Raw genomic sequence first — 24,668 nt, 5'->3', positions numbered from 1 at the left:
GAGAAAGAGCATAAGAAATGATTTATAAAAAGGCAGCAGCCTGCTCAATCCGGAATAGTATCCAGGTCAAGCAGGCTGCTGCCTTTTTCAATGCGATATAAGCTCAGTCGGCCAGCTATTTAAATGCTGACTAGTATGGTGTAGACAATATTGTGAATCTGCGATAAACACTCCAGTTTCGATTAGCGGAACCAGCAAATTGCTGGTGGAAAGCGGGTTAGTTCTGCTCCAAAATCTGAAATAGCTCGTCGAGTTTGGGCGTCAGAATAATCTCGGTGCGACGGTTGAGGGCCTTGTTGCCAGGCGTATCGTTGGGGGCTATAGGCATGTATTGGGCCCGGCCCGAAGGGGTTACCTGCGAGTCGGAGAGGCCGGATTCGGTCAGAATACGCGTGATTTCGGTGGCCCGCAGCACGCTCAAATCCCAGTTATCCTTCGCTCCGTTTACTACGCCGCGTACCGGCACATTATCGGTGTGGCCTTCTACCAGCACGTTTACATCTTGGTTGCCTTTGAGGGCAGCGGCCAGCTTCTTGAGTGCTTCCTGGCCCTTTGGGTCTACTTTAGTTGAGCCCGATTTAAACAGCAGTTGTTCGGAAAGTGACACATACACTTTGCCGTTTTTTACATTAACCTGCAAATCCTGGGCATTGAAACCGAGTAGTGCATCACCTACTTTCTGACGCAAAGCCTTCACTGCTGCCTCTTTTTGGTCGAGCACGCGCTGCATTTCAGCAATACGCTCTTCCTTGGTTCGCAAATCAGTGGAAAGCTGCGAATTTTCCTGTTGCGCCCCGCTCAAACTTTGGTTGAGTTGATTTACCTGCTGATTTTTGGAGAGTAAATTACTGCGCAGTGATTCTTCGTTGCGGGCTTTTTCATTTTCGAGGGCAGATTTCTCAACCTGTAGCTGGTCGCGAGCCTGAGCGGCATCCTGGTATGAGCGTTGTGCCGCGTCGAACTTTTTCTGCGATACGCAGCTGGCCGAAGCAAATAGCAGGGCCGCGCCGCAGAGCACTTTTGGGAAAGCGGAAGAAACTAAAATGGACATAGTAAAGGAAAAAATAAATGAACGAAGCGAAGGGGAAATCTGCGGCGAAAACTATCACCTGCAACAATATTGCTACAACGGCTCAACGGTAGTGCTGGTTGCCGGCTTGCTGGGGCCAACACGTCGGCAAACGGGGCTTTATTGTACCTTCGAAGCCGAAAACAGATTTTAGGTAAGTAAGCATTGCGGTTCCGTTGGCATCTGACTTTATTGCTGGGGTTACTGGCCTGGCTGCCGGCTACCGCGCAACGGCCCGCCGCCCCGGCTGCCCGCTACTGGGTTACGTTCCGCGATAAGGGGGGCCAGACGCTGCAACCGGCCACGTACTTTGATGCGGCCGCGCAGGCCCGCCGCCGCCGCCAGCACCTGCCCGCCTTCGATAGCACTGACCTGCCGGTCCGTCCCGACTACCTGGGACGGGTGCGGACACTCACCGATTCGGTTACGCTCGTCAGCCGCTGGTTTAATGCCGTGGCCTGCCTGGCCAGCCCGGCCCAGGCGGCTCAGCTCCGCCGGCTACCCGGCGTGCGCCGGGTGGAGGCCTGGCCCGTCCATCCGCTACTCGCCGCGCACCGTCCGTCTGCCGCCGGCCCGTTACCTGTCCGCCTACCTGCGCCCCTTACGCCCGCCGACTTGGCGCTGGCGCGCCGGCAGACGGCCGCACTTGGGGCTGCTGAGTTCCGGCGGGCCGGGCAGCAGGGGCAGGGCCTGCGCATTGCCGTGTTCGACGTAGGCTTCCGCGGTACCGATACGCACCCGGCCTTCGCGCATTTGTATCGTCGCCAAGCCATAGCGGCTACCTACGACTTCTTGCGGCGCGCCCCCGACGTGTACCGGGGCGGCACCCACGGTACCGAGGTACTCTCGTGCCTGGCTGGCCAGTTGCCCGACAGCACTTTTCTGGGCCTGGCCCCGGCCGCCGAGTTTCTGCTGGCCCGCACCGAGCAGCAGGGCCGCGAGCGGTACGCCGAGGAAGAGGCCTGGCTGGCGGCTGCCGAGTGGGCCGACCGCCACGGGGCCGACATCATCAACTCTTCGCTGGGTTACACCGACCGCCGCTACTTCCCGGAGCAGATGGACGGGCGCACCAGCCTGGTGGCCCGGGCCGCCGCAATGGCCGTGCGCAAGGGCATGCTGGTAGTGAATGCGGCCGGCAATGCCGGCGACGACCCCAACTGGCGTAGCATTGGCACCCCCGCCGATGCCGACTCGGTGCTGACGGTGGGTGGCCTTGATCCGGACACCTTTCTGCACCTCGACTTCAGCAGTTACGGGCCCGCGGCGGGTGGGCGGCTCAAACCCAATCTGGCGGCCTTCGGGGTGGCCGTTACGGCCGTGCCGGGTGGTTTCGAGCGGGCCGAGGGTACTTCGTTTGCCAGCCCGCTGGTGGCGGGCTTCGCGGCCTGCGCCTGGCAGCAGCAGCGCGATTTGCCCGTAATGGCGCTGTTCGACCGCTTGCAGCAGGCCGGGCAGCTCTACCCATATTTCGATTATGCCCACGGCTATGGTCTGCCCCAAGCGGCCGCCTTCCGCGCCGTGGGCCCGCCGCCTGCGTTGCCGGCTCCAACCTTCGATTTCGTGGTCGCCGACTCGGTAGTAAGCGTTTTTATCCGGCCCGAGGCGGCCACCGTGCCCACCTACACATTGCCGCTACTGGCCGCTACTGCACCGCAAACCGCGTTGGGAGCAGTGGGGCCAGCGGCCGGAGCGCCTGCTGCCGCTACTGCGCCGGCGGCTCCGCTGTACTGGCAGCTGCGTGATGCCACGGGATTTATTGTGCGCTATGAAGTGCTGGAAGTAAGCCAGCGGGCGGTGCTGCGGGTACCGCTGCGGCAGCTGCCATCCGGCGGCACGTTGCGGGTGCATTTTCGGGGTTACACGGCTAGCTTTGAAGCTCCATGAGGCATAACCAACCCCTGCTGCGGCTACTGGCGCTGTTGCTGCTGGCCGCGCTGCCGCGCCTGGCTTCGGCCCAGCGGGTGCTGCTGCGCGCCGACCCGGCCACCGACACCATTCCCGGGCGTTACGGGCCCAACCGGGCTTTCTATCAGCACCTGTACCTGGGCTACACGGCCGTAACGGGCGCAGCGGCCGGTCCGGGAGCCAAGTTGCGCTACCCGCAGTCGGCCGAGTTGTTTGCCGGATTGCGCAACAAATGGCGCGTAACGGGCTCCACGGCGGTGGGCCTAGATGCGCGCTTCGCCTACCTGCGCTACCAGCTTCAGCAAAACAGCACCAAGCAGGTGCCCAACTCCCAACTGCACTACCGCGAGTCCTTGAACCTGACGCAGCTGCAACTGGAGCCTTTTGCGCGGCTCAGCTTCGGGCGGCGCGGCAACGTGGTGGGCAACTACCTCGATGTGAGTGCCTGGGGCGGCTGGGCGCTGGCCAGCAACCACAGCTACGAAGACCGGCCCGGGCAGGGGCAGGGAACCCGCACGCTTGTGCGCGAGGTGCGCCCGGCTTACCTGCGCCGCTGGAACTGGGGCCTGAGCACCCGTTTGGGCGCGGGCCGCTACGCCCTGTTGGCCCGCTACCGGCTCGCCGACACGTTCAGTGCCTCGGCCCCGGCGGCTTATCCCGAGCTGCCGCGCTGGCTACTGGGGCTGGAAGTGGGCATCTTCTGAGAATCAGCCAAAAAAATGCGACCACAGCAGCCTATCGGCTGGCATATTTCGTAGGTAGGTTCACTGAAGGCCAGGGCAGGCGCAAATGCGTCGCTACCGGCCGTTGGAAGTCACTTGATTTTGCTCAATAAATTGGCCGAATGCTGGGAAATCCCGAACTTTCGGGGCTGGAGCCTTTATAAAGGCTTGTTCAGCTGAATTACTGCCGCGTCTGCTTTTCCATGAAAAAACTGTTTATCCCCGTTGCCGGAGCCTTTTGCCTGTTGCAGCTGTCGTCTTGCCTCAACACGGAGCGTGAAGTGGCGACCTCCCGCAACACCGACCGTCAATTTACCCCCGGCCTGGAGGCCAACCGCGGCCGGGTAAGCGAGCGAACCGTATTGCGCACGGTGAATGCCAGCCACAACTTCTCGTCGCCCAAAGCCAAAGATACCTTTGTGCTACAGTTGCGCGGACCCAAAATCGTCACTTCGCGGGCATATTTCATCATCCTGAACAGCGAAGGCGACACGTTGCGCCAGGAGATTATGCCGGCCACGGTTCTGATGAGCGACCAGGATATGACCGATCCGCAAACGGCAACTGTGCGTGACAAAGAAATTGCGATTCTTCAGGGCATGAACAGCTTCTTCCGCGACGACCGGTTTGTGCAGCCGGCCGTGCCCAAAACAGCCGTGCAGCCCGAAAATGTGGATGCCCAGTCGTGGTCGTCGGTGAAGGCCGACACCCGGTCTATCGGCTTCGACTATTCTTCGGCCGACGGTCGGGAGCGGCGTTTGGCCTACTCCAAGGCCTTGAAGCGGGCCGTAGTTATTGCCGAATAAATGGCAGCTCAATCAACGCAGAAGCGCCCCCGGATTTATATCAGGGGGCGCTTCTGCGTTAGGCAATACCGTACAATTTCAAACAGCCAGAAATAAACCTGAGCCCCAAAGCAAGTCAGCAAAACGAACAAGCAAAGCGCTCCGTTTTTTGCTTTTCACTGTTTAGGGCATAACGAAGGCCAGATCGAAGCTGATGAGGTTGGCGTTGAAGTTGTTATTGCGCTGGTAATAGGCATAGCGCACATCGAGCGACTTGAACTTGGCCACCCTGCGGCCACCCTGGCCGTTGCCAAAGGGCGTTTTGAAGCGGCTGATGCCGTATACCGGCGAGTATCGCAGGCCCAGCCCGTACTTATTGGCCGAGAAAGCCGACAGATCGTAGTCGGACGTGTAATACTGCTCGGCAATGGAGTGCTGGGCGTAGGCGGCGAAATACTTGGCTGCCGTCTGGTTGTGGTAGCGGTAGAAGGGGTAGAGCACGAAGAAGGGCGTCACCTTAATGGGCGTTTCCAGCTCGAAGGTGTGGGCCGTGATGCCGAAGTTGTCGTTATAAAAGCGGTAAAAGCCGCGCAGCTGCACAAAATCGGAAGCAAAGTAGCTTACCCGCAGCGCCACCGGATACTTGAAGCGGTTTTGGGGCAGCTGCTCTACTTTGGGGGCCGTAATGCCCGGCTCACGGAAGTACACCCGGTGGAACGACGTACTCAGCAGCCCGTGCTGGTACACCAACTCGGTGCTGAGCGCCACCTGTAGCCGCTGGCTGAGCACCTGCGAGTATACCATCGACAGGTTGTAGCTCTGGCGCTTGTCGGTGGGTACCAGTTGCTGGCCGGTGCGTAGCTCGATCGGGTAAATCAGCTTGGCCTGATCGAGGTATACCTGCCCGGCGGCGCTGAACTCGCGGTTGCCGTCGCGGGAGCTTTTGGCCCACGAGCCCACCACGTTCACCGAGAAATAGTCATACTCCTTCGATACGCCGGCCCCCAGGCCCACGATGCGGTGCTTGGCCCGGTTCTCGCGCGAGTAGCCGAAATCGGCGTGAATGCGGGTGTCGCGCGAAGAAGGCGTGGACAGGTACAGGCCTTCCACGCCATCAATCCGGTCGGTAGAAGCCGAAGCGTAAAAGTCGGCCCCGATGTTGGCCGTGAGGCGGCTGACTGTGTCGAGCGGAATGTTGAGGATGATGGTGGGCGTAACGTCGGTGAGGTACTCGGTGCCGCGCCCGCCCTGCACGGCCCCGTGGGTACCGTCCTGCTGGTAATAGCTGCCCAGAATATTTACCTCCGTTTCGCCTACCTGGGCGTTGGCGGCGTTGGTCTGAGGCGTGAGCGGGACCCCGGAGCCGTCGATGCGGTTGGGTGTAACGCCCCCCTGGGCCCAGGCCAGCGAGGGCAGCAGGCTTAACACCACCGGCAACACCCGCGCCGGGCGAAAAAGAACAGTAAACAAGCGCATAAAAGAGGGGAGGGGAAGTGGGTTTTTCAAATCAAAAAGGCCAACAACATCAGAGCGGCGTACCGTCACTAATCACTAATCACTAATCACTAATCACTAATCACTAATCACTAATTGCAGCCGCAGCCCCCGCCGACTTTGCCGCCGTTGGCTCCGCCGGCTCCTTCGCGGTAGCTCTCGAAGTTGGTTTCGTACACTTCCACCCGCTTGTTGGCGAGCTTCATGTCTTCATCGTTGAGGTACACCTTCTGGTAGGCCGCCACCGATACGCAGCCCGTGAGGCTGCCTGCCGCCAGCACCAGGCCGGCCAGCCCGGCCAACAGGCGGCGCAAACGAATAAAGAGCGGGAAATGTGGCATGAGGAAATGTCGAAAAGGGTGAGTGGCGAACGTAGAAGGTACGGTAAACCGGCCCGCTACGGCCGAGCGGCTGCCGGCGCGCTGTTGCGGTAATAGTTAACCTGCATGTTTTTAGAAACCAGCGTACGGTTGTCGTCGGTAATCAGGGTGCAGTCGACGCCTTTGAGCCGGTTGATGAAGGCCAGCCCCTCCACCGGGCCCTTTACGAATACCACTTCATCGAGGCAATCGGCCAGCTCCACATCGGAGCAGATGATAGTAACCGAGCGCAAGCCGGTAGCGGGCAGGCCGGTGGCGGGGTTGATGATGTGGCCGTACACCTTGCCACCCGACGTAAAATACTGCTCGTAGTTGCCGGCCGTTACCACGGCCACATCGGTTACCTGCACCCAGCTCGAAATGCTGCCGGGGTGGTCGGGGTCGCCGATGGCCACGCGCCAGAGCGAGCCGTCGGCCTGCCGGCCCCAGCACAGAATGTCGCCCGAGCCATTGAGCAGCCCGCCTTTGATGCCCAGCTTATCGAGCAGCTGCCGGGCCCGCCGGATGCCGTAGCCCTGCAGCACCCCGGCCAGATTCATCCGCATGCCTTTCTCCTGCAGCATCACGGTGCGGCGGGCTGGGTCGAGCAGTACGTGGCGGTAGTTGATGCGGGCCACGGCGGCGCGGCGCACGGCCTCGGGCGGCAACGGGTGCTCCTGCCGGTCGAAGCGGTATATTTTGTCGGCCGAGGCAAACGTAATATCGAAAGCACCGTCGCTGAGAGCCGAAATGCGCAGGGTACGCTCAATCAGCTCGTACACTTCCTGATCTACAACCACGGGGCGCAGACCGGCGGCGCGGTTTATCTGGGTAATCTGAGAAGTTGAATCCCAGAACGACATGAGTTGGTCGATGCGGTGGGTTTCGGTTATGGCAGCGTTGAGTGCGGTCCAGCCCAGCGTGTCGTTGTCGGCCACCACTGTGTAGGTGAAGTGCGAGCCCATCAGGTGGGCCTCCTTGGTAAAGTTGCGTGGGTGGGCTGCCGCGCTCAGGGGCTGCAACGGCAGCACCAGGCCCAGGAGCCAGAAAAAGCGAAACAACGGGGCAGCAGACATAGGAAACGGCAGAATCGGACCCGGGAAAATCGGTGGGCGCAATAGAAGTACCGCGCCCACCGATGTAAAGAAACGGCTTATTTGCGGGCCAGCAGGGAATTCAGGTGGGCCTCGTAGGCTGCCTCGCCGCCGGCCCGATAGCCGGTTTTAGCCAGTACTTTGCCCTCGGGCGAAATCAAGACCACCAGCGGAAACGAGCCTTCCTGGTTGAACTTGGCGGCCGCCAGCTCATTTTGCTTGGTTTGGTCGGCGGGAAGCTTGTTTTTCTTGCTGCGCGGGAAATCGAAGCGGGCCAGCACAAACTTATCCTGGGCAAACCGCTCGAAAGCGGGCTTATCGAGCACTTCCTGCTTGAGCATGATGCAGGGCTTGCACCAGTCGGAGCCCGAAAAAACGGCCAGCACGGGCCGGTTGGTGGCTTTGGCCTGCTGCATGGCCGCGTCGAGGGTGCTGTTCCAGGTGGCAGCCGTGGAGGTAGCGGCCGGAGCCGTCTGGGCGAAGGTGGCGGGGGCCGCGGCGCTGAGCAAAGTCAGCGAAAAAGCGGCGGCAAAGAGGGACGTACGCATAGGGGAGAAAAATCAGTAGAAGGGAAAACAGGCAACCGGAACCATATACGAGGCAACTACCGGGCCGGGGAAAAATAAAACGCGGGGCAGCTTCCGAAAAAGCCGTCCCGCGTTTTTACTCCAATCACCGGTTCAAACGTACGGACCGGAGAATGAAGGCTGCATGAAGAACAAGGAAGTCGGCGCAATATCTCAGTATGCATGTGGAAGTTTTGGTACCCCGCCTTCCTACAGCACCCAGCCGGTACGACCGTTGTTCTGGCGCACCAGGCGGTACTTACCGAACTCGCCCAGCACGGCCACGGCAGTTTGGGCCGGTAGCGCCGCTACGGACGGCGCATCGAGCCGTGGAAAGGAGTGTAGCTCGGTTTCGGTTGCCAGCTTCTCGCGCCGTAACGGAGCTGCGGCCCGTACCGTCGGAGCTGCCACGAAGCCGCTGCCGCCCTCGGGCAGCTGCACCCGCAGCCAACCGGGTACGGCACCCAGCACCTGCAGGGGCGTTGCTGGCCGGCTGAGCGTAGCAACCACCGCAGCCGTGGCACCCGGCGCGCGGCGCAGCGGCAGGCGGGTGGCTTGCATGCGCACGTACTGGCCCGGCTCGGCGGGTAGTTTCTTCGGCGCCGCGGCCGGTGCATCAGCCCGGCGTACAAAGGGCAGCGGGTCGAGGGCGCCGTTGCGGTACACCCCGAAGTGCAGGTGGGGCGGCGTGGTGCGGGCGTTGCCGGTGTTGCCCACCAGGCCCAGCGTATCGCCGGTGCGCACGCGCTGGCCGGGCTGCACCAGCTGCTTATCGAGGTGGGCATAATAGAGGTGGGCGTTGAAATCAGCCGTTGCAAGCCACACGACGCGGCCACCCAGCGGGGTTTCCTGAACCCGCGTGACGACGCCGGGCGCGGCCGCCACGGCGGGTGTACCGCGGGGCGCGAAAATATCGACGCCCTCGTGCCGCCGGGCCCCGCCGTCGCGCCCGGCGCCCCAGAACGAGCCAATGGCCTTGTCTGACTTGCCCAGCACCGGGAAGCTCAGGCTGGGCTCGCGGCGGATGCTGAGCGTGTAGCGGCCGCCGCGCAGCAGCTCGGGCTGCACCCGCAGCAAGTGCTGGCGGTCGGTTTCCACCACGTAGCGAAACGAGAGGCTGGCCGTATCGGCCGAGAGCAGGGGGCGCGGCGCGGGCTGGTCGGGGCGCAGCTCGAAGGCATCGAGAAATACACGCGGCGGGCTGGTGCCGGGCGCCAGCGTGAGGCTGACGCGGATGGCCTCGCCCGCCCGCACGCCGTAGCGCAGCCCCAGGGCCACGGCCCGGTCGGCCGGGAAAAAGCCCGATTCCTGGTAGGGCAGCTGCACGGTCAGGGAGTCGCGCAGGGCTTGGTCGGCAGCCCGGAGCCAGTCGCGGCCCAGGGCCGTTTCGGCCAGGCCGGCCTGTTGCAGGCGGCGAGCGTAGGTTTCGTGGGGCGTGGTTTGCTGAAAGAGGCCGCGCAGGGTTTGAGTTTGGCTACAGGCGCTGAGCAGGGCCAGCAGCAACAATAAGGGCAGGGGCAGGGCGCGAAGGCGGTGCGGCATGAAACGAGCGGGGCAGATAGCGCGATAAGTAGAAGTGATTACCTGAACCCCAAAACATGCCGGGTAGTTCGCCCGCAACCCGCCCGCCTGCAAGAACGGCCGCCGGCTTTTTAGCCGCTGCCGGGAGACGTGCCCGGCAGTGGAAAGGCGTATTATTACCCCGGTTTTCGTCGTTTAATATCTGTTTTCTGCGCATGTTTTCCGCCGCCCGCATTCTCGCCATCCGCAAAAGCAAAGGCTTCTCGCAGGAATTGCTGGCCGAGCAATCGGGCGTGAGCCTGCGCACTATTCAGCGGGTAGAGCAGGGCGAAACCGTTCCTCGGGGCCACACGCTGCACGCGCTGGCCACTGCCCTAGGCGTGTCGTTGGATGATTTTCGCGCGGAGCCCGCCCCCGCGCCCGCTACGGCCCGACCCGGAGTTTTTGCAGCTGCTCAACCTGAGCGCGCTGAGCTTGCTGGTGCTGCCCCTGCTCAACATTATCGTGCCGCTGGTGGTCTGGCGTCGGCGTGGCCAGCACATCCGGCACGCGGCCGAGGTGGGCCGCCGGATACTGGGCTTTCAGATTCTGTGGCAACTGGCGTGCTTCCTGGCATACGGGCTGCTGCTGGTGGCCTACCAGGTTGCCAACGCCCTGCAGTTGCAGCTGTGGCGGGGTGGCTTCGTGGCGGTTTTCATCCTGTCGTATCTGCTCAATGTAGGCACCGTGGTCTACTACGCCGGGCGGTTGCGGCGCGGTGATTTAGCAATTTATCCTATCCGGTTATAAGATTAAGTTGCTGATAAAAAGATGTTTGCAGGCAATGGCGGGGAAATGGTGGCAAAATGGCGCAAGGGCAGGGCAGTGCCGGCCGCTACGTTTGCCACGGTATCGAAACCCCTTCTTCGCCCTGTTATGAAAACGCTTTTCAAGGTTCTGCTTTTCCTGGTGTTGCTGCTCGGGCTGAGCGGTGTTGGCGGCTACTTCTATATGAAGCGGAAGTTTGCGCCCCCCACCAACCAGCTCCGTATAGCGGGCCTGCCTGCCACGGGCGCGTTGCGCTGGCTGGCCGATACTGTTGCCAGGCCCGCAGTGCCGCACGCCGGTTTGCTGGTGCCCATTCGGCTGCCCAGCTGCCCCCGTACCTGCTACCTGCAGCTCGATACCGGGGCGCCCTACACCGTGCTGTATGCGCACCAGCTGACGGCCCTGCGCCAGCGCTACCCCGCGCTGGGTACCAGCTTGCAGCTGCAGGAAAATGTGGTGCCCGAATTCCGGTTTGCTCTGGGCAGTGCCCGGGTGGTGGTCGGCAATACCCGGGTGCTCATCAACGGAACCGGCAAAATGCCCGCCGATAGTTTGGCCCCCTTCATCATTGGCTCGCTGGGGACTGATGCGCTGGAAGGCCGCGTGCTGGTGCTGGACTATGCCGCCCGCCGCTTCACGCTGGGCACCGAAGTGCCGGCCAGCCTGGCCGCCCGCGCCACGTTCGCTCCGCTGGCTTTCCCCGAGCGCCGCCTACTGCTTACTGCTGCCCTGAATGGGGAGCCGCGCCAGCTCCTGTTCGATTCCGGTACCAGCGCGTACACCTTGCTCACCAGCCAGGAAAACTGGCTTCAGCTAGCTGCCTCCGGTGCCGCCGCCCGTACCGATACCACCAACTCCTGGGGTAAAAAACTGCTGCTGCACACGGCGCCAACTGCCGCCCGGCTTGGCTTCGGGCCTGCCGCTGAAGTTGCGCTGGGCACCGTTGCGTACATGGAAGGCATGAACCTGATGCAGCAGACGCTGATGCGCTTTTCGGGCCTGGATGGGATGCTGGGCAACGAGCCTTTCGCGGCCGGAGTGCTCGTTCTGGACGTGAAGGGCGGCCGCTACGGAGTGGCCGGCCGCTAGCCGGTAGAATGGCGGCGGGCGTAACGTGTCGGCTGCTGGAACAGGCCGGGCGTGAAGCCGATGCAGCGTGCAGCGTGGGCTAGGCGGAGTTATGGCCGGGCAGGGAAGCGGAATATTGGCGCGGCTGCCCGATCAGGAGAAATAGCCGGCAAACCGTAAGTTTACTGCGCCATTTCCCTTTGCTTCCGCGCTATGCTCGTTTCTCCGTCTGCCACTGCCTCCGGCTCTCTTACTGATGATAACGAGTTGGCCGCGCTGCTCGATGTGTCGCCCGCCGCAATGGGGCTGTTGCGCCCGATCGGGGCCCCTGGCGGCAACCAGGCGGACTTCACCGACCTGTCTTTCGACTACCTCAACCCGGCTGCTCAGCGGCTGATTGGGCTGCCGGCCCGGCCCACCGCAACCTGGCTGACGCGCCTGCCCGCTACCAACTGGCTCCTGGAAATCTGCCGGGCTGCGCTGCAATCGGGCGAGCCGGGCCACTACGAGCTGCCCCCCGCCGGGCCCGACGAGCCCAGCTACCGGCTGACGTTTCGGCCCGTGGCCGGCGGCCGGCTGGTAATAGGCTGCGGGGTAGATGAAGCCGGCAGTGCGGGCAGCCTGGCGGCGCGCCTGCACCGGCTGACGCTCGAGTCGGGGGAGCTGCGGCAGCAACTGGCGCAGGCCGAAACGGCGGTCCAAAACCACGCGCAGGAGCGGGAGAACTTCTACCAGGTGTTCGAGCAGGCCCCCGTGATTGTGGCGCTGCTGCGCGGACCTCAGCACTTGGTTACGTACTGTAACCCGGCCTTTCTGGGGCTGTTTCCCGGCCGCCGGTTGGTGGGCCTGCCCTATGCCGAGGCCATGCCCGAAATTGTAGCGCACGGGTTGATGCCTGAGCTGGATGCGGTGTACGCCACCGGCCGCACTTTCTACGGCAACGAGCTGCCAGTCAGAATGGCCCCGCCCGACGGCTCGCTCCCTCAGGTGCGCTACTACGATTTCAGCTACCAGCCCTACCGGGAAAACGACGAAATCGTGGGCATTTCTATTTTCGCCTACGACGTAACCGAGCAGGTGCAGACCCGGCGGCAGCGCGATGCGCAGCAGCAGCAGCTGACGGAAGTGTTCGAGCAGGCCCCGGTCGCTATCTGCCTGTTCCGGGGCACCGATTACGTGCTCGAAATCGTGAATTCGCTCATGCTCGATATCCTGCAGCGGCCTTTAGCGCAGTTGCTGGGGCGGCCGTTTGACCAGGCCCTGCCCGAGCTGGCCGAGCAGGGCCTGTGCGAGGTGCTCGATGAGGTGCGCCGCAGCGGTCAGGCCTACGTAGTGCAGGAGCGGGCATTGCGGTTGCCTCACCATACCGGCGACGCAGAAATGGGCTACTACAACTTCGTGTACGAGCCCCTGCGCGATGAAGAGGGCCAGCTGACGGGCATCGTGTGCGTGGCCACCGAGGAAACCGAGCAGGTGCAGATCCGCCAGCAGCTGAGCGCGGCCAACGAGCAGCAGCTACTGGCCAACCAGCAGCTCACCCACATCAATGCCGACCTCGACAACTTTATTTATACCGCTTCCCACGATCTGAAGGCGCCCATCAGCAACATTGAGGCGCTGGTAACGGCCCTGCGCGAAGACCTGGCGCTGCCGCCCTTTGCCCAGGCCGATGTGCCGGGCCTGCTCGACCTGATGCAGGATTCGGTGGAGCGCTTCAAGCATACCATCGACCAGCTAACCGATATCACCAAGCTCCAGAAGGCCCATGCCAACCTGCTGGCTCCCCTCCGGCTGGCCGATCTGGTGGAGGCCGTGCGCCTCGACCTCGCCCCCGAGCTGGCCGCAACCGGCGGGACGCTTACCGTGGAGGTACCCGCCGACCTGACGATGGTTTTCGCCGAAAAGAACCTGCGTTCCATTGTGTACAACCTGCTCAGCAACGCCTTCAAGTACCGCCACCCGGCCCGGCCCCTGCAAGTGGCGCTGCGGGCCACCAACACCAGCACGGCTGTGGTGCTGGAAGTGCGCGACAACGGCCTGGGCCTGACGCCGACCCAGCAGCCGCGGGTGTTCGATATGTTTGAGCGCCTGCACGACCACGTAGAGGGCTCCGGGCTGGGGCTATACATGGTTAAAAAGATTCTTGACAACGCCGGGGGGCGGGTGGAACTGGACAGTGAATCCGGCGTTGGCTCCGTTTTTCGCGTACACCTGCCTGTTTGATTCTGCCTTGCCTGGAAAATGATTTTCCGGGGTTGCCAGCCCATTACTGCCCGTTCTGCCCTTTGATGCTGCCTGCCATTCTACTCGTCGACGATGACCCGACGACCAATTTTCTCAGTACCCGCCTGCTAAACCGCCTGGGAGCCAGCGAGGAAGTGCTCGTGGCCCTCAACGGAGCCGCTGCCCTGCAACTGCTGCAGCAACGCTGCCCCGCTACGGCCGGGGTCGCCTGCCCGGCCCTAGTGCTGCTCGATGTGAACATGCCCGTGATGGGTGGGTTTGAGTTTTTGGAAGCCTACCAGCAGTTGCCCGCCGCGAAGCGCCAGCGCACGGTTATCGTGATGCTGACTACCTCCATGCTCGCCGCCGACCGGCAGCGGGCCGAGCAATTGTCGGTCAGTGGTTTCCTGACGAAGCCCCTGACCCGCGCGAAGCTGGCCGCTGTCTTCGGCCAGCATTTCGGCCTCGCTTTACCTGCCGCGTAGCATGGGAGAGAAAGGCAGGGTAGAGGCGGGAGGCTTGATAAGCCCAGCCCGTGCGCTTTTATCCGGCCTCTTCCAACATGACAGTTTTCAACCTTTACGTATTCCCCGATGCTCTACCTCACCGAATGTCCGCGCGATGCGATGCAGGGCTGGCCTGAATTCATCCCGACTACCGATAAAATTAACTACCTCAATGCCCTGCTCAAAGTAGGCTTCAGCGTGCTCGACTTTGGTTCTTTCGTGTCGCCCAAAGCCATTCCGCAGCTGGCCGATACGGCCGAGGTGCTGGAGGGGCTCGACCTGAGCCAGTCGGGCACCATGCTGCTGGCCATTGTGGCCAACCTGCGCGGGGCCGAAACGGCGGCCACGCACCCGCAAATCCGCTACATCGGCTTCCCGCTGTCGGTGTCGGAAACGTTTCAGCAGCGCAACACCAACAAAAGCATTGCCCAAGCCCTCGACGATGTGGCCCGGATGCAGGACATCTGCGCCCGCACCGGCCAGCAGCAGGTGGTGTACCTGAGCATGGGCTTTGGCAACCCCTACGGCGACCCGTGGAGCCCGGCGGTGCTGGGCGAGTTCACGCAGAAGCTCGACGCGCTGGGCGTGGGCATTGTGGCGCTGTCTGACACCATCGGGGCCAGTACGCCGGCTACCATCAGCCCCGTCTTCCGCGAGCTGACGGCCGCCTACCCGCACATCCGGTTCGGGGCCCACCTGCACACCACGCCCGACACCTGGCAGGAAAAGGTGCAGGCTGCCTACGAGGCCGGCTGCCGCCACTTCGATGGGGCGCTGGGCGGCTACGGCGGCTGCCCCATGGCGGCCGACGACCTCACCGGCAACATGCCCACCGAGCGGCTATTAGAATTCGCCACCCAGGTGGGCCTGGAGCCCGGCGTGAATCTGGAGGCGCTCAGCGAGGCCGTGCGGCTGAATCAGCGCATCTTTGCGGGGCATTAGTTGAACTGCTAGAATGAACTGACTTTACCTGTCATCCTGAGCGGAGCGAAGGACCTTGTCACCCATGAACGAGTCTTTGATACGGTCGTTCATGGGTGATAAGGTCCTTCGCTCCGCTCAGGATGACAGGTGCCTTTGCCTGCCCAACCAACCCCCGTCCATGCCTGCTCCGCAAGTCGATATCTTTATTCCCTGCTTCGTTGACCAGCTCTTCCCACACACCGCCATGAACATGGTGAAGGTGCTGGAGGCCGTGGGCTGCGAGGTGCATTACAACGCCAACCAGACCTGCTGCGGGCAGCCAGCCTACAACGCGGGCTACAAAACCGAGAGCTGCGAAGTGGCCCGTAAGTTTCTGGCTGACTTCCCCACCGAGCAGGAGCGCTACATCGTGAGCCCCTCGGCCTCTTGCATCGGCATGGTCCGCAACACCTACGCCGACCTGTTCGAGGGCACGCCCGACGCCGGCCGCTACCACGGTGTGCAGCGCCGGGCCTTCGAGTTCACCGAGTTCCTGGTCGATGTACTGGGCATCACCAGCATTCCAAGAGCCAAGCTAGAAGGCAAATACACCTACCACGACTCCTGCGCCGCCCTGCGCGAGTGCGGCATCCGCGAGGCCCCGCGTCAGCTGCTCGACGGTGTGGCCGGCCTGGAGCGCCTCGAAATGGCCGAAACCGAAACCTGTTGCGGTTTCGGTGGCACCTTCGCCGTGAAGTTCGAAGCCATATCGGTGGCCATGGCCGAGCAAAAAGTAGAACACGCCCTGGCCACCGGTGCCAACTACCTCATCAGCACCGACACGAGTTGCCTGATGCACCTCGACGCCTACATCCGCCGCGAGCAAAAGCCCATCAAAACCCTGCACATCGCCGACGTGCTGGCCAGCGGCTGGTGAATCACTGATTTTCGCTGATTGATCGTGATGACGCTGATTCCTTTGGCATGACCAATAGATTAAGGGGCTTAGTTGGGTTTGGGTTGCTGCTAGCTGGCTGCCAAACCCAAGTTAAGCAGCCACCTGAAAAGGCGGAGGCTGCTTATGCGCCCATTTTCACCCAAAACCGGGAGTTCACTTACTTGGTAAGTCGGTTTCATGAGGGCCGACATTTCGTAGTAGATACGGTGTCCCTAACCTCGACTGGTATAGTTTGGAATATCGATAGCACTCAAAATGGAATCCGCTGGAAAAACGCTGACAATCGTAGAGGAACAGGGGTAAAAGAAGGCCCTAATGGTGTATGGATTCATCCGCCTCGTTTTGATGAATACAATATTCTGGAGTTAAGTCCTTTCCCAGAAATCAAGCTACCCTTTCAGACTGGGCAGGAGTGGGATTGGGAGTTGGCAGTGGGAGACCATTATTCAAATCCGGCCTGGGCAGTGTGGAAGGGAGATATAGTGGTCCGTACTCACTATAAAGCCGAGGGTACCCAAGCTGTAGAGACGCCGCTCGGCCGCCTGACGTGCCAGCGCGTGACGGCCGAATCCCACTCCCCGGTGGGCGAGTCGGCGCTACAACTGCTCTTCCACCCCCGGTATGGCTTTGTGGAGCTGGATTACCGCAATATCGACGGGCAGCGGCTGCGGTTTGAGCTGGTGTCGGTTGGGATAGAGAATAAGTTTGAGGCGGGCGCTTATTTCGGTGAGCAGTAATAGCTATTCATAGAAAATAGCTGGCCGCTCCTCTAAGAAGCGGCCAGCTGTTTTAGTAACTGCTACTGAAACCTACAGCAACTCCCTAATCCGGCCAGTCAGCGTCTTACTGGCCTCCATGAGCGGCAGCCGTACGGCATCCGAGCACAAACCCTGGGCGGCCAGCGCAGCCTTCACGCCTACCGGGTTGCTTTCCTCATACATCAGCGGGTTGAGCTGGGTGAAGCCGAACAGCAGTTGGCTGGCCCCGGCGAAGTCGCCGTTCAGGGCGGCGCGGGTCATGTCGGAAAAGCGGCGGGGGAAGGCGTTGGCCAGCACCGAGATAATGCCCGCGCCGCCGAAGCTGATAAGCGCCGTCGTCATCATATCATCTCCCGAAATCAGCAGGAAGTCGGCGGGCTTGGCGGCGGCAATGGCGATGCACTGCTCCAGGTTGCCGCTGGCTTCCTTGATGCCGATGATGTTGGGATGCTGGGCCAGCTCCAGGGTGGTGGCGGCCGTCAGGTTGGAGCTGGTGCGGCCGGGCACGTTGTAGAGCAGCACCGGCACCGGCGAGGCGTCGGCCAGGGCTTGGTAGTGGGCGATGATGCCGCGCTGGCTGGGCTTGTTGTAGTAGGGCGAGGCCGAGAGCAGCGCGTCGTAGCCGCTCAGGTCGGTGGTTGCCAGGCTGCGCACCAGCGCGGCCGTGTCGTTGCCGCCCAGGCCGTATACCAGCGGGGCGCGGCCGGCCGTGTGCTCCAGGGCCACGCGCCGAATTTCGGTGCGCTCCTCAACAGTCAGGGTGGGCGATTCGGCGGTGGTGCCGTTGATAACAAGGTAGTCGGTGCCGTTATCGAGCTGGAAATCGATGAGGCGGCGCAGGGCCGGGTAGTCCACGGCGCGGTCGGGGGAGGGGAGGAAGGGCGTAACCAGGGCTACGCCGGTGCCACGGAGTTTGTCCATGCGGGAAATAAGCGGTTGCTTTGTAGGTAGATTGACCAGCGGCAAGATACGGCCGCCGGCATTAAGGTTCATCTGCTTTTCTTCCACTGCATTTTCCCCTTGCGGCCCGTTACTTGGCGGCCCGCGCCCCATTCATCCATGAAGTTTACGAAGTACCCCGTGCTGGCCGCCGCGCTGGCCACCCTGGCCGCGCTGCCCGCCTGCACCGAAACCAAAACCGCCGCCGGTACCGAAGCCGCCGCGGCCGCCACCGAAATAGCCGCCGACTCGGCCCTGACGGCTAACACCCCCACCGCCGGCAACGCCACGGCTGCCGACCTGAACAACGGCACCCCGGCTACCATCCCGGTCGGCCAGCGGGCCGATGCCGTTACTATCCTGGCCCGCCCGCAGGTACCCATTCTGTGCTACCACCAGATTCGCGATTGGAAATCATCCGACTCCAAAGGCGCTAAGGATTACATCATTCCGGTGGCCCAGTTCAAGGCCCAGATGCAGATGCTGGCCGACTCGGGCTACCACGCCATCCTGCCCGACCAGCTGTATGCCAACCTCACCACCGGCGCCCCGCTGCCCAGCAAGCCGGTTATGCTCACCTTCGACGATACCGACCTCGACCAGTTCACGGTGGCCCGCCCCACGCTCGAAAAGCACGGTTTCAAGGCCGTGTACTTTATTATGACGGTGAGCCTGGGCCGGCCCCGCTACATGAGCAAGGCGCAGGTAAAGCAGCTCTCCGACGAGGGCAACGTCATCGGTTCGCACACCTGGGACCACCACAACGTGAAGAAATACCAGGGCCAGGATTGGGTAACTCAGATTGAGAAGCCGACCAAAGTGCTCGAAGAAATTACGGGCAAGAAAGTCAACTACTTCGCCTTCCCCTTTGGCCTCTGGAACCCCGAAGCCATTCCGGAGCTGAAGAAGCGTGGCATGGACGCGGCCTTCATCCTGGCCGAAAAGCGCGACCAGCAGGACCCGCTTTTCACCATCCGCCGCATTATTGCCAGCGGCTACTGGAGCCCCCGCACCCTGCACAACAGCATGGTGCAAAGCTTCTAGGCTGAAGTCGAAGAGCAAAAGCAAAAAGCCCCTGATGTCTGTGCTGACGTCAGGGGATTTTTTGTGTGGCGAGCTTCGGCTTGCTACTTTTTCTTTTTGACTTCGAGCTGCACTTTGTCCTTTAAATCTTGGTAAGCACCGGCATTCACAACGTGCAGAAAGCCTTTTTCCTGCATTAGCATAGCCGTTTTGTTGCTGCGGTTGCCAGAGGCACAGTAGAGGACGTAGGTTTTGTTGCGGTCCAGCTGCTGCAGCTGCGCGCCTAAATCGGGGGCGCGGAAGTCGAGGTTGCCGGCGCCGGCAAGGTGCCCCGTAGCGTACTCCTCGGGCGTGCGCACATCGAGCAGCACCACGTTGGGCTGCCGGAGCGTTTTATTGACCTCGGCTACCGATGATACCGGGACGGCCGATGGCACAATAGCTCCGATTACGGCCGTAGGCAGAGATGCCGGTACGATTGGTGCAGGGGCTTGGGCCAGCAAGGTTAGTGGGGCGAAAGCCAGAACAGTGAGAAACAGGTACCGAAACATGGTAAATAGTTAAGTGAGAGATATGTAAAAACGCAGCCAAGCCAGTCTTGTTGCACGGCCAGGCTGCCAGGCGCTAGAACAACGAGCCCTGTGTGAGAGTGCCCGAAGCCGCGTTGGCGGCAGCGGCCGGGCTTTCGTCGGTTGGGGCAGCTGGCGCTTCGCCAGCCGTCGGCAGCATGGCTAGCAGGTCGTTTTCGCTGATGATGGGTACTTTCAAGCCAATAGCTTTTTCGCGCTTGGCGGGGCCCATTTTATCACCGGCTACCAAAAAGCTGAGCTTCTTGCTGATGCTGCCCGTTATTTTGCCGCCGTGTTGCTGAATCAACTCCTGCAGCTCGTCGCGGCTGTGCAGCTCAAACACGCCCGAAAGCACGAACGTGAGGCCCGCCAGCCGGTCGCTCTGGGGCTGGGGCGCCTCGCCCGTAAGGGCCAGCTGCACGCCGGCCGTCCGTAGGCGTTCCATCAAGTCCTGGTTTTCGGGTTCCTGAAACCACGCGGCCGTCGATTCGGCAATAACGCCACCTACCTCCGGCACGGCGGCCAACTCGGGGGCCGTGGCAGCTGCCAGCGCCTCCACGGTGCGGTAATGGGCGGCCAGCTTCTCGGCCACGGTTTCGCCCACGTAGCGGATGCCCAGCCCGAACAGCACCCGATCAAACGGCACCTGCTTGCTGGCCTCCAGCCCCGCCAGCAGCCGCTGCACCGACTTCTCGCCCATGCGCTCCAGATGGGCCAGCTCCTCGGCCCTAGCCGGTAGCCCGTAGAGCGAAGCCGCATCGGTTACCAGGCCCAGATCGAAGAAGCGGCCCACGGTTTCGGCGCCCAACCCATCAATATCGAGGGCTTTGCGCGAAACGAAATGTTCGAGCTTGGCCTTGAGCTGGGGCGGGCAGCCCCGGTCGTTGGGGCAGCGGAAGTGGGCCTCTCCTTCGGGGCGGATGAGCGGCGTGTTGCAGGCCGGGCACGCGGTGGGGTACACGATGGGCTGGCTGTCGGCAGGACGAGCGTCCAAGTCAACCCCCGTTATTTTGGGGATAATTTCGCCGCCCTTCTCCACGAAAACAAGGTCGCCCAGGCGTAAATCGAGGGCGGCAATCTGGTTGGCGTTGTGCAGCGAGGCGCGCTTTACCACGGTACCGGCCAGCGGCACGGGGTCGAGCAGAGCCACTGGCGTAACGGCTCCGGTGCGGCCCACCTGGTACTGGATTGCTTGCAGCCGGGTACGGCCGGCCTCGGCGGGGTACTTGTAGGCAATGGCCCAGCGGGGGCTTTTGGCGGTGTAGCCCAGCAATTCCTGCTGCCGGAAATCATCCACCTTAATCACGATGCCGTCGGTAGCCACCGGCAAGTCAAACCGCTTCTTGTCCCACTCATGCACGAAATCGAGCACCTGCTCGATGGTAGCACACCGCCGCCAGGTATCTGATACCGGCAGGCCCCAGGCGCTCAGGGCTTCGAGCGAGGCGCTGTGGGTTTCGAACTGCGAGCGGCCGGGCATCAGGAAGGAATAGGCGTAGAAGCGCAGCTTGCGGGCCGCTACCTGGGTTGAATCCTGGAGCTTGAGGGCGCCGCTGGCGGCATTGCGCGGGTTGGCCAGCAGGGCCTCGCCATCGGCCTCGCGCTGCTCGTTCAACTCTTCGAAAACCGGCAGCGGCATGAAGATTTCGCCCCGCACCTCGAACCCGGGTGGGCGGGCCGGACCGGCGGGCCGCAGGTGCAGCGGCAGGTTGCGGATGGTACGCACGTTGTTGGTTACCACGTCGCCGCGGGTGCTGTCGCCGCGCGTAACGCCCTGCGCCAATTGGTCGTGCTCGTAGCTCAGGCTCATGGCCACGCCATCGAACTTTAGCTCGCACACGTACTGCATCTCGGCACCCTCCAGGCCCTTGCGCACCCGCTCATCAAACTCGCGTAAATCGGCCTCCGAGTACGTGTTGCCCAGGCTCAGCATGGGGTAGCGGTGCTCGGCCGTGGGGAACTGCTTGGTAATGGTGCCGCCCACCCGCTGAGTCGGCGAATTTGGGTGCGCCAGGGACGGGTGTTCGGCCTCCAGCCGGGCTAGCTCGGCCAGCAGGCCATCGAACTCCTGATCGGATATTTCGGACTGGTCGAGTTGGTAGTACTGGTAGTTGAGGTGGTGCAGCTGCTCGGTAAGGGCGATGATGCGCGCTTCTATATCGGGGCTCATAGGGGAGGGGCACGGGTTGGGGCCGCAAGCTACGGGTGTCAGAAGAAAGTCAAAAGCGAAAGCCGCTCAACTACACCCAAAAGGCAGTTGAACGGCTTCCGCAGGCAGTTGACATAGTGCTACTCCTGCACCAATACGCCGTCGGCTTCGAAGTTGAGCTGCTGTTGCGGCTCGGTAATGGCGGCAATTTCGGCGGCCGATTTACCGGCATCCTTGGCGTAATGCTGCAGGTCGGCTACGGGTACGGTTTCGCGGTGGGCCCAGCCGTTGATGACAATGGTTTTGCCGCTGATGTCCTTGGGCACGAAGAAGGCATAATCCTTGAACTTCACGCGCATGTCGCGGCCATCGGCCAGCTTCATCGTCATCCAGCAACCCTTGGCCTGGCACACCTCGTTGGCGGTGCCCACCAGCTTCACCTGGGCTGAGTCCTGGGTCCCGAGCAGCGTAGGCAGGGCCGAAAGCGGCTGAGCGCCCGCACGCGTAACGGCCGCGCCGTAGGTTTTGCCCTGCGGCGTAGCGTTGGTGGCCGGGGCAGCTTTGGCGCCGCCGGTAGTAGCCGTTTCTGAAGTGCAAGCCGATTGCTGGCAGGCACCAAATAGGAGCAGCGCCGCGGGCAGAAGAAGTAGAGGACGCATAGGCCGGAGGAAAGAAAAGCAGGAGAAAGCCTGAATTTATAACTTTTTGCGCTTACTCGTCTCCTTTGTAACGGCGCCCGCCGACTGGTCCAGCCCTGTCAGCAGCCGTACCTGCTCCAACCGGCCCTTTTTATCATACATCTCCGACTTTACCAGCCCTACTGCGGGCGCATAGTAGTCTACCACCCGCATTGTAGAAGCCAGCTTTAGGTCGGCGCGGGCCACGGTAGCAGTTTCCAGCTCGGCCTCCACCTTGTAGCACGCGAAGGTGCCGGCGGGCGTCGTAACCGTTTCCTGGCCCGTTACGCGGCGCTTGCTTACGGTGGCATACACCTTCGCAATATCCACGGCCGAACTCCGCACATCAACCATAATTCCGCCACTGGGCAATTCTGAGCCCACGGCGGGCTGGTTGGGCCAGGGCAGAGGCGAAGGGGAGTAGGTGAGCAGCCGGTCGCGGAACGAACTGAGTTGAGCGGGGTTAAGCTGGTCGAGACCATCGGTGAAGGCTGTATCCTGGCGGCACCGGAAGGTAAGGTCGCGCAGATACAACAGGCGACCTTTGGCGTCGTAAGTACCGCTTTTCAGCAGCGCGGTATTGGTCGTCTGGGTTTTTTTCTTGTTCTGCTCGGTGCCCAGGCTCACCACGCGCTGGTGTACGAAACCCGTGGTTTTGCCTCGTCCGTCCTGCAAAGTAAAATGGCGGGCCATGTTGTCGGCTAGGCCGAAGGGGTGCGGGCAGTTGGCAGCTGGAGTAGCGGCGGGAGCGGGGCCTGCCGGAAGCGTTTGAGCCTGCAGGGCCGCCGAAGCCAGCAGGCCGGTGACCAGGGACACGAAGTAGGTGGGGGACATAGGGAAGAGCGAAGTAAGAAAACGGACCGGCAAAACCGGTCACAAGCCCTGCATACGCAGGCCGGCCCTTTTGGATTCTGCCGGGTATATAGCAGTGCAGGCAAAAGCCGTGCCCGCTCAAAACCGTAACTTGGGCCGCACAATGGCGTTTGCAGAGTTGCGGCGGCCAGTTGCCGGGGCAAGAACGTCATTCTGTGCGGCGCGCTGAACACCGCCCCCGAACCAAGTGGCCAACCGCAGCCCACTCATCACCAATCCATCACCTTACTTACCAACCATGCCCGAACAACCTACCTCCTGGGCCGACACGGCCGCTTCGCTGCTCTCCAAGCTTTCGGGCGGCGTCGAGCTGGCGCTGAACTTCGATCAGATGGAGTTGCAGGTGCCCAACGCCCAGAACCCCGGCACGCCCACAACCTGGCGGCTCAACGGCGCGCTGCGCATCCGCACCCGGGGCGAAAATCCCCCTTCCGGCGCCCTGCCGCCCGCCAACCCCAGCCCCAATACTCTTGGCTAGCGGCCTCGATATTGAAGCGCAGCTGGTGGTGTCGCTCGATGGCGACGAGGTGCAGATAGCAGGCACGGGGGGCTACCTGATTGTCAATTTCCCCAGCCAGCGCGTATTCGACAAGATAACGGCCGGTCCGCCCAAAGACCCCCACGCGCCGCCCAAACCCAAAGCACCACCCGGCTCCGATCCGCTGCAGCAGCTCAACGACCTAGCCCGGCAGCTGGGCCTGGTGCTCGACTTGCGGGTGGCCGGCAAAACCCACGTCACATTTGGGGCCGGCAGCAGCCCGAAGATTACCATCAACGCGGTGTTCGGTAAAATAGGCTCGTTTTTTCGCAAGCTGTAAGGGGCGGGCCGGTAGCGGAATACCGAGAAAACCGGCCCGAAAGACGTACGAATGGTAAGGACTGTTTTGCGTACTCTGGTAATGGTCCAGTGGGCCGGCGCACGCCGTCGGCCCACCGGAACTAAAGGCCCGCCACTTGGTTTGCACTACGTATGCCCGTCCGTTCTTCCCGCTCATGAATTCCGACCACAACTCCCCCAGAAAAGTGGGTTCCACCCGCCCGGCTTCCGCCTTCCAGCGCATGGAGCGGCTGCCTCCGCTGCTGATGATGCTTTACGTGGGCTTGGCCGGAATTACGGCGCTGTTTGTGGTGCTGGTTGGGGCCTACGCCTTCACGCATTTCCGGGACGGGGCGCCCAGCGGAGTATTTGCGTTGCCACGCTTTTTTTCGCTGAGCACCATTGTACTGCTGGCCAGCAGCTACGTTATTGCCCAGGCCAGCCGCATCTACGCCCACGACGACCTGCCCACGCTGCGCCGCTGCCTCGGGGCCACGCTGCTACTAAGCTGCGTTTTTGCCGGCCTGCAGGTACTGGGCTGGCGCGAGCTGATGGCCCAGGGCGTATTTTTTGATGGTATGGCCAGCGGCTCGTTCGTGTATTTGCTTTCGGCCCTGCACATTGCGCACCTGCTGGGCGGCATGCTGTTTTTGCTGGTGCTGCTGATACGCACCCACTATGCCGCCGCCGACGCCGTGCGCACGCTCGTGTTCATCCGCAATCCTTACCGCCGTCTTCAGCTACGCATGGTTACGCTCTACTGGCACTTCATCGACGGCCTCTGGATTGCCCTATTCGGAGCCTTTCTATTTCTATATTAGTCCTGCAAGCCGGCCGGTAAACTTCAGACCACCCCCAATACCTGCTCAGGTATTGGGGGTGG

At 62.1% G+C, this 24,668-nt stretch carries 25 protein-coding genes and 1 pseudogene; 15 read left to right on the top strand and 11 right to left on the bottom strand.

The window, feature by feature from the left end; translation table 11 throughout:
• Positions 1–217: 217 nt before the first annotated feature.
• Positions 218–1,051 (bottom strand): OmpA family protein, encoded by an 834-nt coding sequence (locus BLW21_RS03055; protein ID WP_092737802.1) that lies wholly within the window; start codon positions 1,049–1,051, stop codon positions 218–220.
• Between the two features lie 210 nt (positions 1,052–1,261).
• Here BLW21_RS03055 and BLW21_RS03050 point away from each other — a divergent pair, with 210 nt between their 5' ends.
• From BLW21_RS03050 to BLW21_RS03040, 3 genes are all read left to right on the top strand, one after another.
• Positions 1,262–2,953, top strand: coding sequence for a S8 family serine peptidase (locus BLW21_RS03050; RefSeq protein WP_175470840.1), 1,692 nt, complete (start codon positions 1,262–1,264; stop codon positions 2,951–2,953).
• Positions 2,950–3,678, top strand: a complete 729-nt coding sequence (locus BLW21_RS03045; RefSeq protein ID WP_092737798.1) for a hypothetical protein — start codon at positions 2,950–2,952, stop codon at positions 3,676–3,678. Before BLW21_RS03050 ends, BLW21_RS03045 begins: the two co-directional genes overlap by 4 nt.
• Before the next feature lie 221 nt (positions 3,679–3,899).
• Positions 3,900–4,502, top strand: a complete 603-nt coding sequence (locus BLW21_RS03040) for a hypothetical protein (RefSeq protein WP_092737796.1) — start codon at positions 3,900–3,902, stop codon at positions 4,500–4,502.
• Positions 4,503–4,664: 162 nt separating this feature from the next.
• Here BLW21_RS03040 and BLW21_RS03035 read toward each other — a convergent pair whose 3' ends face one another.
• From BLW21_RS03035 to BLW21_RS03015, 5 genes are all read right to left on the bottom strand, one after another.
• Complete coding sequence (locus tag BLW21_RS03035; RefSeq protein ID WP_092737794.1) at positions 4,665–5,957, bottom strand: DUF3570 domain-containing protein; 1,293 nt, start codon at positions 5,955–5,957, stop codon at positions 4,665–4,667.
• 110 nt (positions 5,958–6,067) lie between these two features.
• Positions 6,068–6,316 carry a DUF4266 domain-containing protein gene (locus BLW21_RS03030; protein ID WP_092737792.1) on the bottom strand — a complete coding sequence of 83 codons (249 nt, stop codon included), beginning with the start codon at positions 6,314–6,316 and terminating at the stop codon, positions 6,068–6,070.
• Between the two features lie 56 nt (positions 6,317–6,372).
• Entirely contained in the window at positions 6,373–7,410 is a 1,038-nt protein-coding gene (locus BLW21_RS03025; RefSeq protein WP_092737790.1) for an FAD:protein FMN transferase, read from the bottom strand.
• 77 nt (positions 7,411–7,487) lie between these two features.
• Positions 7,488–7,976, bottom strand: coding sequence for a thioredoxin family protein (locus tag BLW21_RS03020; RefSeq protein WP_092737788.1), 489 nt, complete (start codon positions 7,974–7,976; stop codon positions 7,488–7,490).
• A gap of 228 nt (positions 7,977–8,204) precedes the next feature.
• Complete coding sequence (locus tag BLW21_RS03015; protein ID WP_092737786.1) at positions 8,205–9,536, bottom strand: peptidoglycan DD-metalloendopeptidase family protein; 1,332 nt, start codon at positions 9,534–9,536, stop codon at positions 8,205–8,207.
• Between the two features lie 56 nt (positions 9,537–9,592).
• Between BLW21_RS03015 and BLW21_RS22115 the strand changes: the two are divergent.
• The 8 genes and pseudogenes from BLW21_RS22115 to BLW21_RS02975 all read left to right on the top strand — a co-directional run.
• Positions 9,593–9,853, top strand: a pseudogene (locus tag BLW21_RS22115) (helix-turn-helix domain-containing protein); the annotation flags it as partial.
• 52 nt (positions 9,854–9,905) lie between these two features.
• Entirely contained in the window at positions 9,906–10,304 is a 399-nt protein-coding gene (locus BLW21_RS03005) for a magnetosome magnetite crystal formation protein family (protein ID WP_092737784.1), read from the top strand.
• Between the two features lie 126 nt (positions 10,305–10,430).
• On the top strand, positions 10,431–11,411 hold the full coding sequence (locus BLW21_RS03000) for a hypothetical protein (protein ID WP_092737782.1): 981 nt from the start codon (positions 10,431–10,433) through the stop codon (positions 11,409–11,411).
• Positions 11,412–11,603: 192 nt separating this feature from the next.
• Positions 11,604–13,613, top strand: a complete 2,010-nt coding sequence (locus tag BLW21_RS02995) for a PAS domain-containing sensor histidine kinase (RefSeq protein WP_092737780.1) — start codon at positions 11,604–11,606, stop codon at positions 13,611–13,613.
• Between the two features lie 65 nt (positions 13,614–13,678).
• Positions 13,679–14,098, top strand: coding sequence for a response regulator (locus BLW21_RS02990; RefSeq protein WP_092737778.1), 420 nt, complete (start codon positions 13,679–13,681; stop codon positions 14,096–14,098).
• 108 nt (positions 14,099–14,206) lie between these two features.
• Positions 14,207–15,061 carry a hydroxymethylglutaryl-CoA lyase gene (locus BLW21_RS02985; protein WP_092737776.1) on the top strand — a complete coding sequence of 285 codons (855 nt, stop codon included), beginning with the start codon at positions 14,207–14,209 and terminating at the stop codon, positions 15,059–15,061.
• A 160-nt stretch (positions 15,062–15,221) separates the two neighbouring features.
• The gene (locus BLW21_RS02980) at positions 15,222–15,959 is read left to right on the top strand and encodes a (Fe-S)-binding protein (RefSeq protein ID WP_092737774.1); all 738 of its coding nucleotides are present in this window, start codon (positions 15,222–15,224) and stop codon (positions 15,957–15,959) included.
• A gap of 47 nt (positions 15,960–16,006) precedes the next feature.
• A complete protein-coding gene (locus BLW21_RS02975; protein WP_092737772.1) occupies positions 16,007–16,717 on the top strand; it encodes a hypothetical protein in 711 nt (236 codons plus the stop codon).
• 72 nt (positions 16,718–16,789) lie between these two features.
• On the opposite strand, the gene dapA is transcribed toward BLW21_RS02975, so the two are convergent.
• Entirely contained in the window at positions 16,790–17,659 is an 870-nt protein-coding gene (gene dapA / locus BLW21_RS02970; RefSeq protein ID WP_092737770.1) for a 4-hydroxy-tetrahydrodipicolinate synthase, read from the bottom strand.
• A 138-nt stretch (positions 17,660–17,797) separates the two neighbouring features.
• Here dapA and BLW21_RS02965 point away from each other — a divergent pair, with 138 nt between their 5' ends.
• The gene (locus BLW21_RS02965; RefSeq protein WP_092737768.1) at positions 17,798–18,721 is read left to right on the top strand and encodes a polysaccharide deacetylase family protein; all 924 of its coding nucleotides are present in this window, start codon (positions 17,798–17,800) and stop codon (positions 18,719–18,721) included.
• Positions 18,722–18,804: 83 nt separating this feature from the next.
• Here BLW21_RS02965 and BLW21_RS02960 read toward each other — a convergent pair whose 3' ends face one another.
• From BLW21_RS02960 to BLW21_RS02945, 4 genes are all read right to left on the bottom strand, one after another.
• Positions 18,805–19,251 carry a rhodanese-like domain-containing protein gene (locus BLW21_RS02960; RefSeq protein ID WP_092737766.1) on the bottom strand — a complete coding sequence of 149 codons (447 nt, stop codon included), beginning with the start codon at positions 19,249–19,251 and terminating at the stop codon, positions 18,805–18,807.
• Between the two features lie 73 nt (positions 19,252–19,324).
• Positions 19,325–21,439, bottom strand: a complete 2,115-nt coding sequence (ligA, locus tag BLW21_RS02955; protein WP_092737764.1) for an NAD-dependent DNA ligase LigA — start codon at positions 21,437–21,439, stop codon at positions 19,325–19,327.
• Positions 21,440–21,558: 119 nt separating this feature from the next.
• Positions 21,559–22,077: a DUF4920 domain-containing protein gene (locus tag BLW21_RS02950; protein ID WP_092737762.1), complete on the bottom strand. Its 519-nt coding sequence runs from the start codon at positions 22,075–22,077 to the stop codon at positions 21,559–21,561.
• 36 nt (positions 22,078–22,113) lie between these two features.
• A complete protein-coding gene (locus BLW21_RS02945) occupies positions 22,114–22,929 on the bottom strand; it encodes a TapB family protein (RefSeq protein ID WP_092737760.1) in 816 nt (271 codons plus the stop codon).
• 277 nt (positions 22,930–23,206) lie between these two features.
• Between BLW21_RS02945 and BLW21_RS02940 the strand changes: the two genes are divergently transcribed.
• From BLW21_RS02940 to BLW21_RS02930, 3 genes are all read left to right on the top strand, one after another.
• Positions 23,207–23,446, top strand: a complete 240-nt coding sequence (locus tag BLW21_RS02940) for a hypothetical protein (protein WP_092737758.1) — start codon at positions 23,207–23,209, stop codon at positions 23,444–23,446.
• A complete protein-coding gene (locus tag BLW21_RS02935) occupies positions 23,439–23,786 on the top strand; it encodes a hypothetical protein (RefSeq protein ID WP_092737756.1) in 348 nt (115 codons plus the stop codon). Before BLW21_RS02940 ends, BLW21_RS02935 begins: the two co-directional genes overlap by 8 nt.
• A gap of 175 nt (positions 23,787–23,961) precedes the next feature.
• Positions 23,962–24,606, top strand: coding sequence for a cytochrome c oxidase subunit 3 (locus BLW21_RS02930; RefSeq protein ID WP_092737754.1), 645 nt, complete (start codon positions 23,962–23,964; stop codon positions 24,604–24,606).
• Positions 24,607–24,668: the final 62 nt, after the last annotated feature.

The sequence above is a fragment of the Hymenobacter psychrophilus genome (assembly GCF_900107135.1).
In the GTDB taxonomy this organism is placed as follows: Bacteria; Bacteroidota; Bacteroidia; order Cytophagales; family Hymenobacteraceae; genus Hymenobacter; species Hymenobacter psychrophilus.
The sequence above is the reverse complement of the archived record's forward strand: the minus strand, read 5'-3'. Positions and strand labels throughout refer to the sequence as shown.

Bases quoted from the DNA above. Each gene is read 5' to 3' on its own strand.
- BLW21_RS03055 (WP_092737802.1), bottom strand. From the start codon at position 1,051: ATGTCCATTTTAGTTTCTTCCGCTTTCCCAAAAGTGCTCTGCGGCGCG.
- BLW21_RS03045 (WP_092737798.1), top strand. From the start codon at position 2,950: ATGAGGCATAACCAACCCCTGCTGCGGCTACTGGCGCTGTTGCTGCTG.
- BLW21_RS03040 (WP_092737796.1), top strand. From the start codon at position 3,900: ATGAAAAAACTGTTTATCCCCGTTGCCGGAGCCTTTTGCCTGTTGCAG.
- BLW21_RS03035 (WP_092737794.1), bottom strand. From the start codon at position 5,957: ATGCGCTTGTTTACTGTTCTTTTTCGCCCGGCGCGGGTGTTGCCGGTG.
- BLW21_RS03030 (WP_092737792.1), bottom strand. From the start codon at position 6,316: ATGCCACATTTCCCGCTCTTTATTCGTTTGCGCCGCCTGTTGGCCGGG.
- BLW21_RS03025 (WP_092737790.1), bottom strand. From the start codon at position 7,410: ATGTCTGCTGCCCCGTTGTTTCGCTTTTTCTGGCTCCTGGGCCTGGTG.
- BLW21_RS03020 (WP_092737788.1), bottom strand. From the start codon at position 7,976: ATGCGTACGTCCCTCTTTGCCGCCGCTTTTTCGCTGACTTTGCTCAGC.
- BLW21_RS03015 (WP_092737786.1), bottom strand. From the start codon at position 9,536: ATGCCGCACCGCCTTCGCGCCCTGCCCCTGCCCTTATTGTTGCTGCTG.
- BLW21_RS03005 (WP_092737784.1), top strand. From the start codon at position 9,906: ATGATTTTCGCGCGGAGCCCGCCCCCGCGCCCGCTACGGCCCGACCCG.
- BLW21_RS03000 (WP_092737782.1), top strand. From the start codon at position 10,431: ATGAAAACGCTTTTCAAGGTTCTGCTTTTCCTGGTGTTGCTGCTCGGG.
- BLW21_RS02995 (WP_092737780.1), top strand. From the start codon at position 11,604: ATGCTCGTTTCTCCGTCTGCCACTGCCTCCGGCTCTCTTACTGATGAT.
- BLW21_RS02990 (WP_092737778.1), top strand. From the start codon at position 13,679: ATGCTGCCTGCCATTCTACTCGTCGACGATGACCCGACGACCAATTTT.
- BLW21_RS02985 (WP_092737776.1), top strand. From the start codon at position 14,207: ATGCTCTACCTCACCGAATGTCCGCGCGATGCGATGCAGGGCTGGCCT.
- BLW21_RS02980 (WP_092737774.1), top strand. From the start codon at position 15,222: ATGCCTGCTCCGCAAGTCGATATCTTTATTCCCTGCTTCGTTGACCAG.
- BLW21_RS02975 (WP_092737772.1), top strand. From the start codon at position 16,007: ATGACCAATAGATTAAGGGGCTTAGTTGGGTTTGGGTTGCTGCTAGCT.
- dapA (WP_092737770.1), bottom strand. From the start codon at position 17,659: ATGGACAAACTCCGTGGCACCGGCGTAGCCCTGGTTACGCCCTTCCTC.
- BLW21_RS02965 (WP_092737768.1), top strand. From the start codon at position 17,798: ATGAAGTTTACGAAGTACCCCGTGCTGGCCGCCGCGCTGGCCACCCTG.
- BLW21_RS02960 (WP_092737766.1), bottom strand. From the start codon at position 19,251: ATGTTTCGGTACCTGTTTCTCACTGTTCTGGCTTTCGCCCCACTAACC.
- ligA (WP_092737764.1), bottom strand. From the start codon at position 21,439: ATGAGCCCCGATATAGAAGCGCGCATCATCGCCCTTACCGAGCAGCTG.
- BLW21_RS02950 (WP_092737762.1), bottom strand. From the start codon at position 22,077: ATGCGTCCTCTACTTCTTCTGCCCGCGGCGCTGCTCCTATTTGGTGCC.
- BLW21_RS02945 (WP_092737760.1), bottom strand. From the start codon at position 22,929: ATGTCCCCCACCTACTTCGTGTCCCTGGTCACCGGCCTGCTGGCTTCG.
- BLW21_RS02940 (WP_092737758.1), top strand. From the start codon at position 23,207: ATGCCCGAACAACCTACCTCCTGGGCCGACACGGCCGCTTCGCTGCTC.
- BLW21_RS02930 (WP_092737754.1), top strand. From the start codon at position 23,962: ATGAATTCCGACCACAACTCCCCCAGAAAAGTGGGTTCCACCCGCCCG.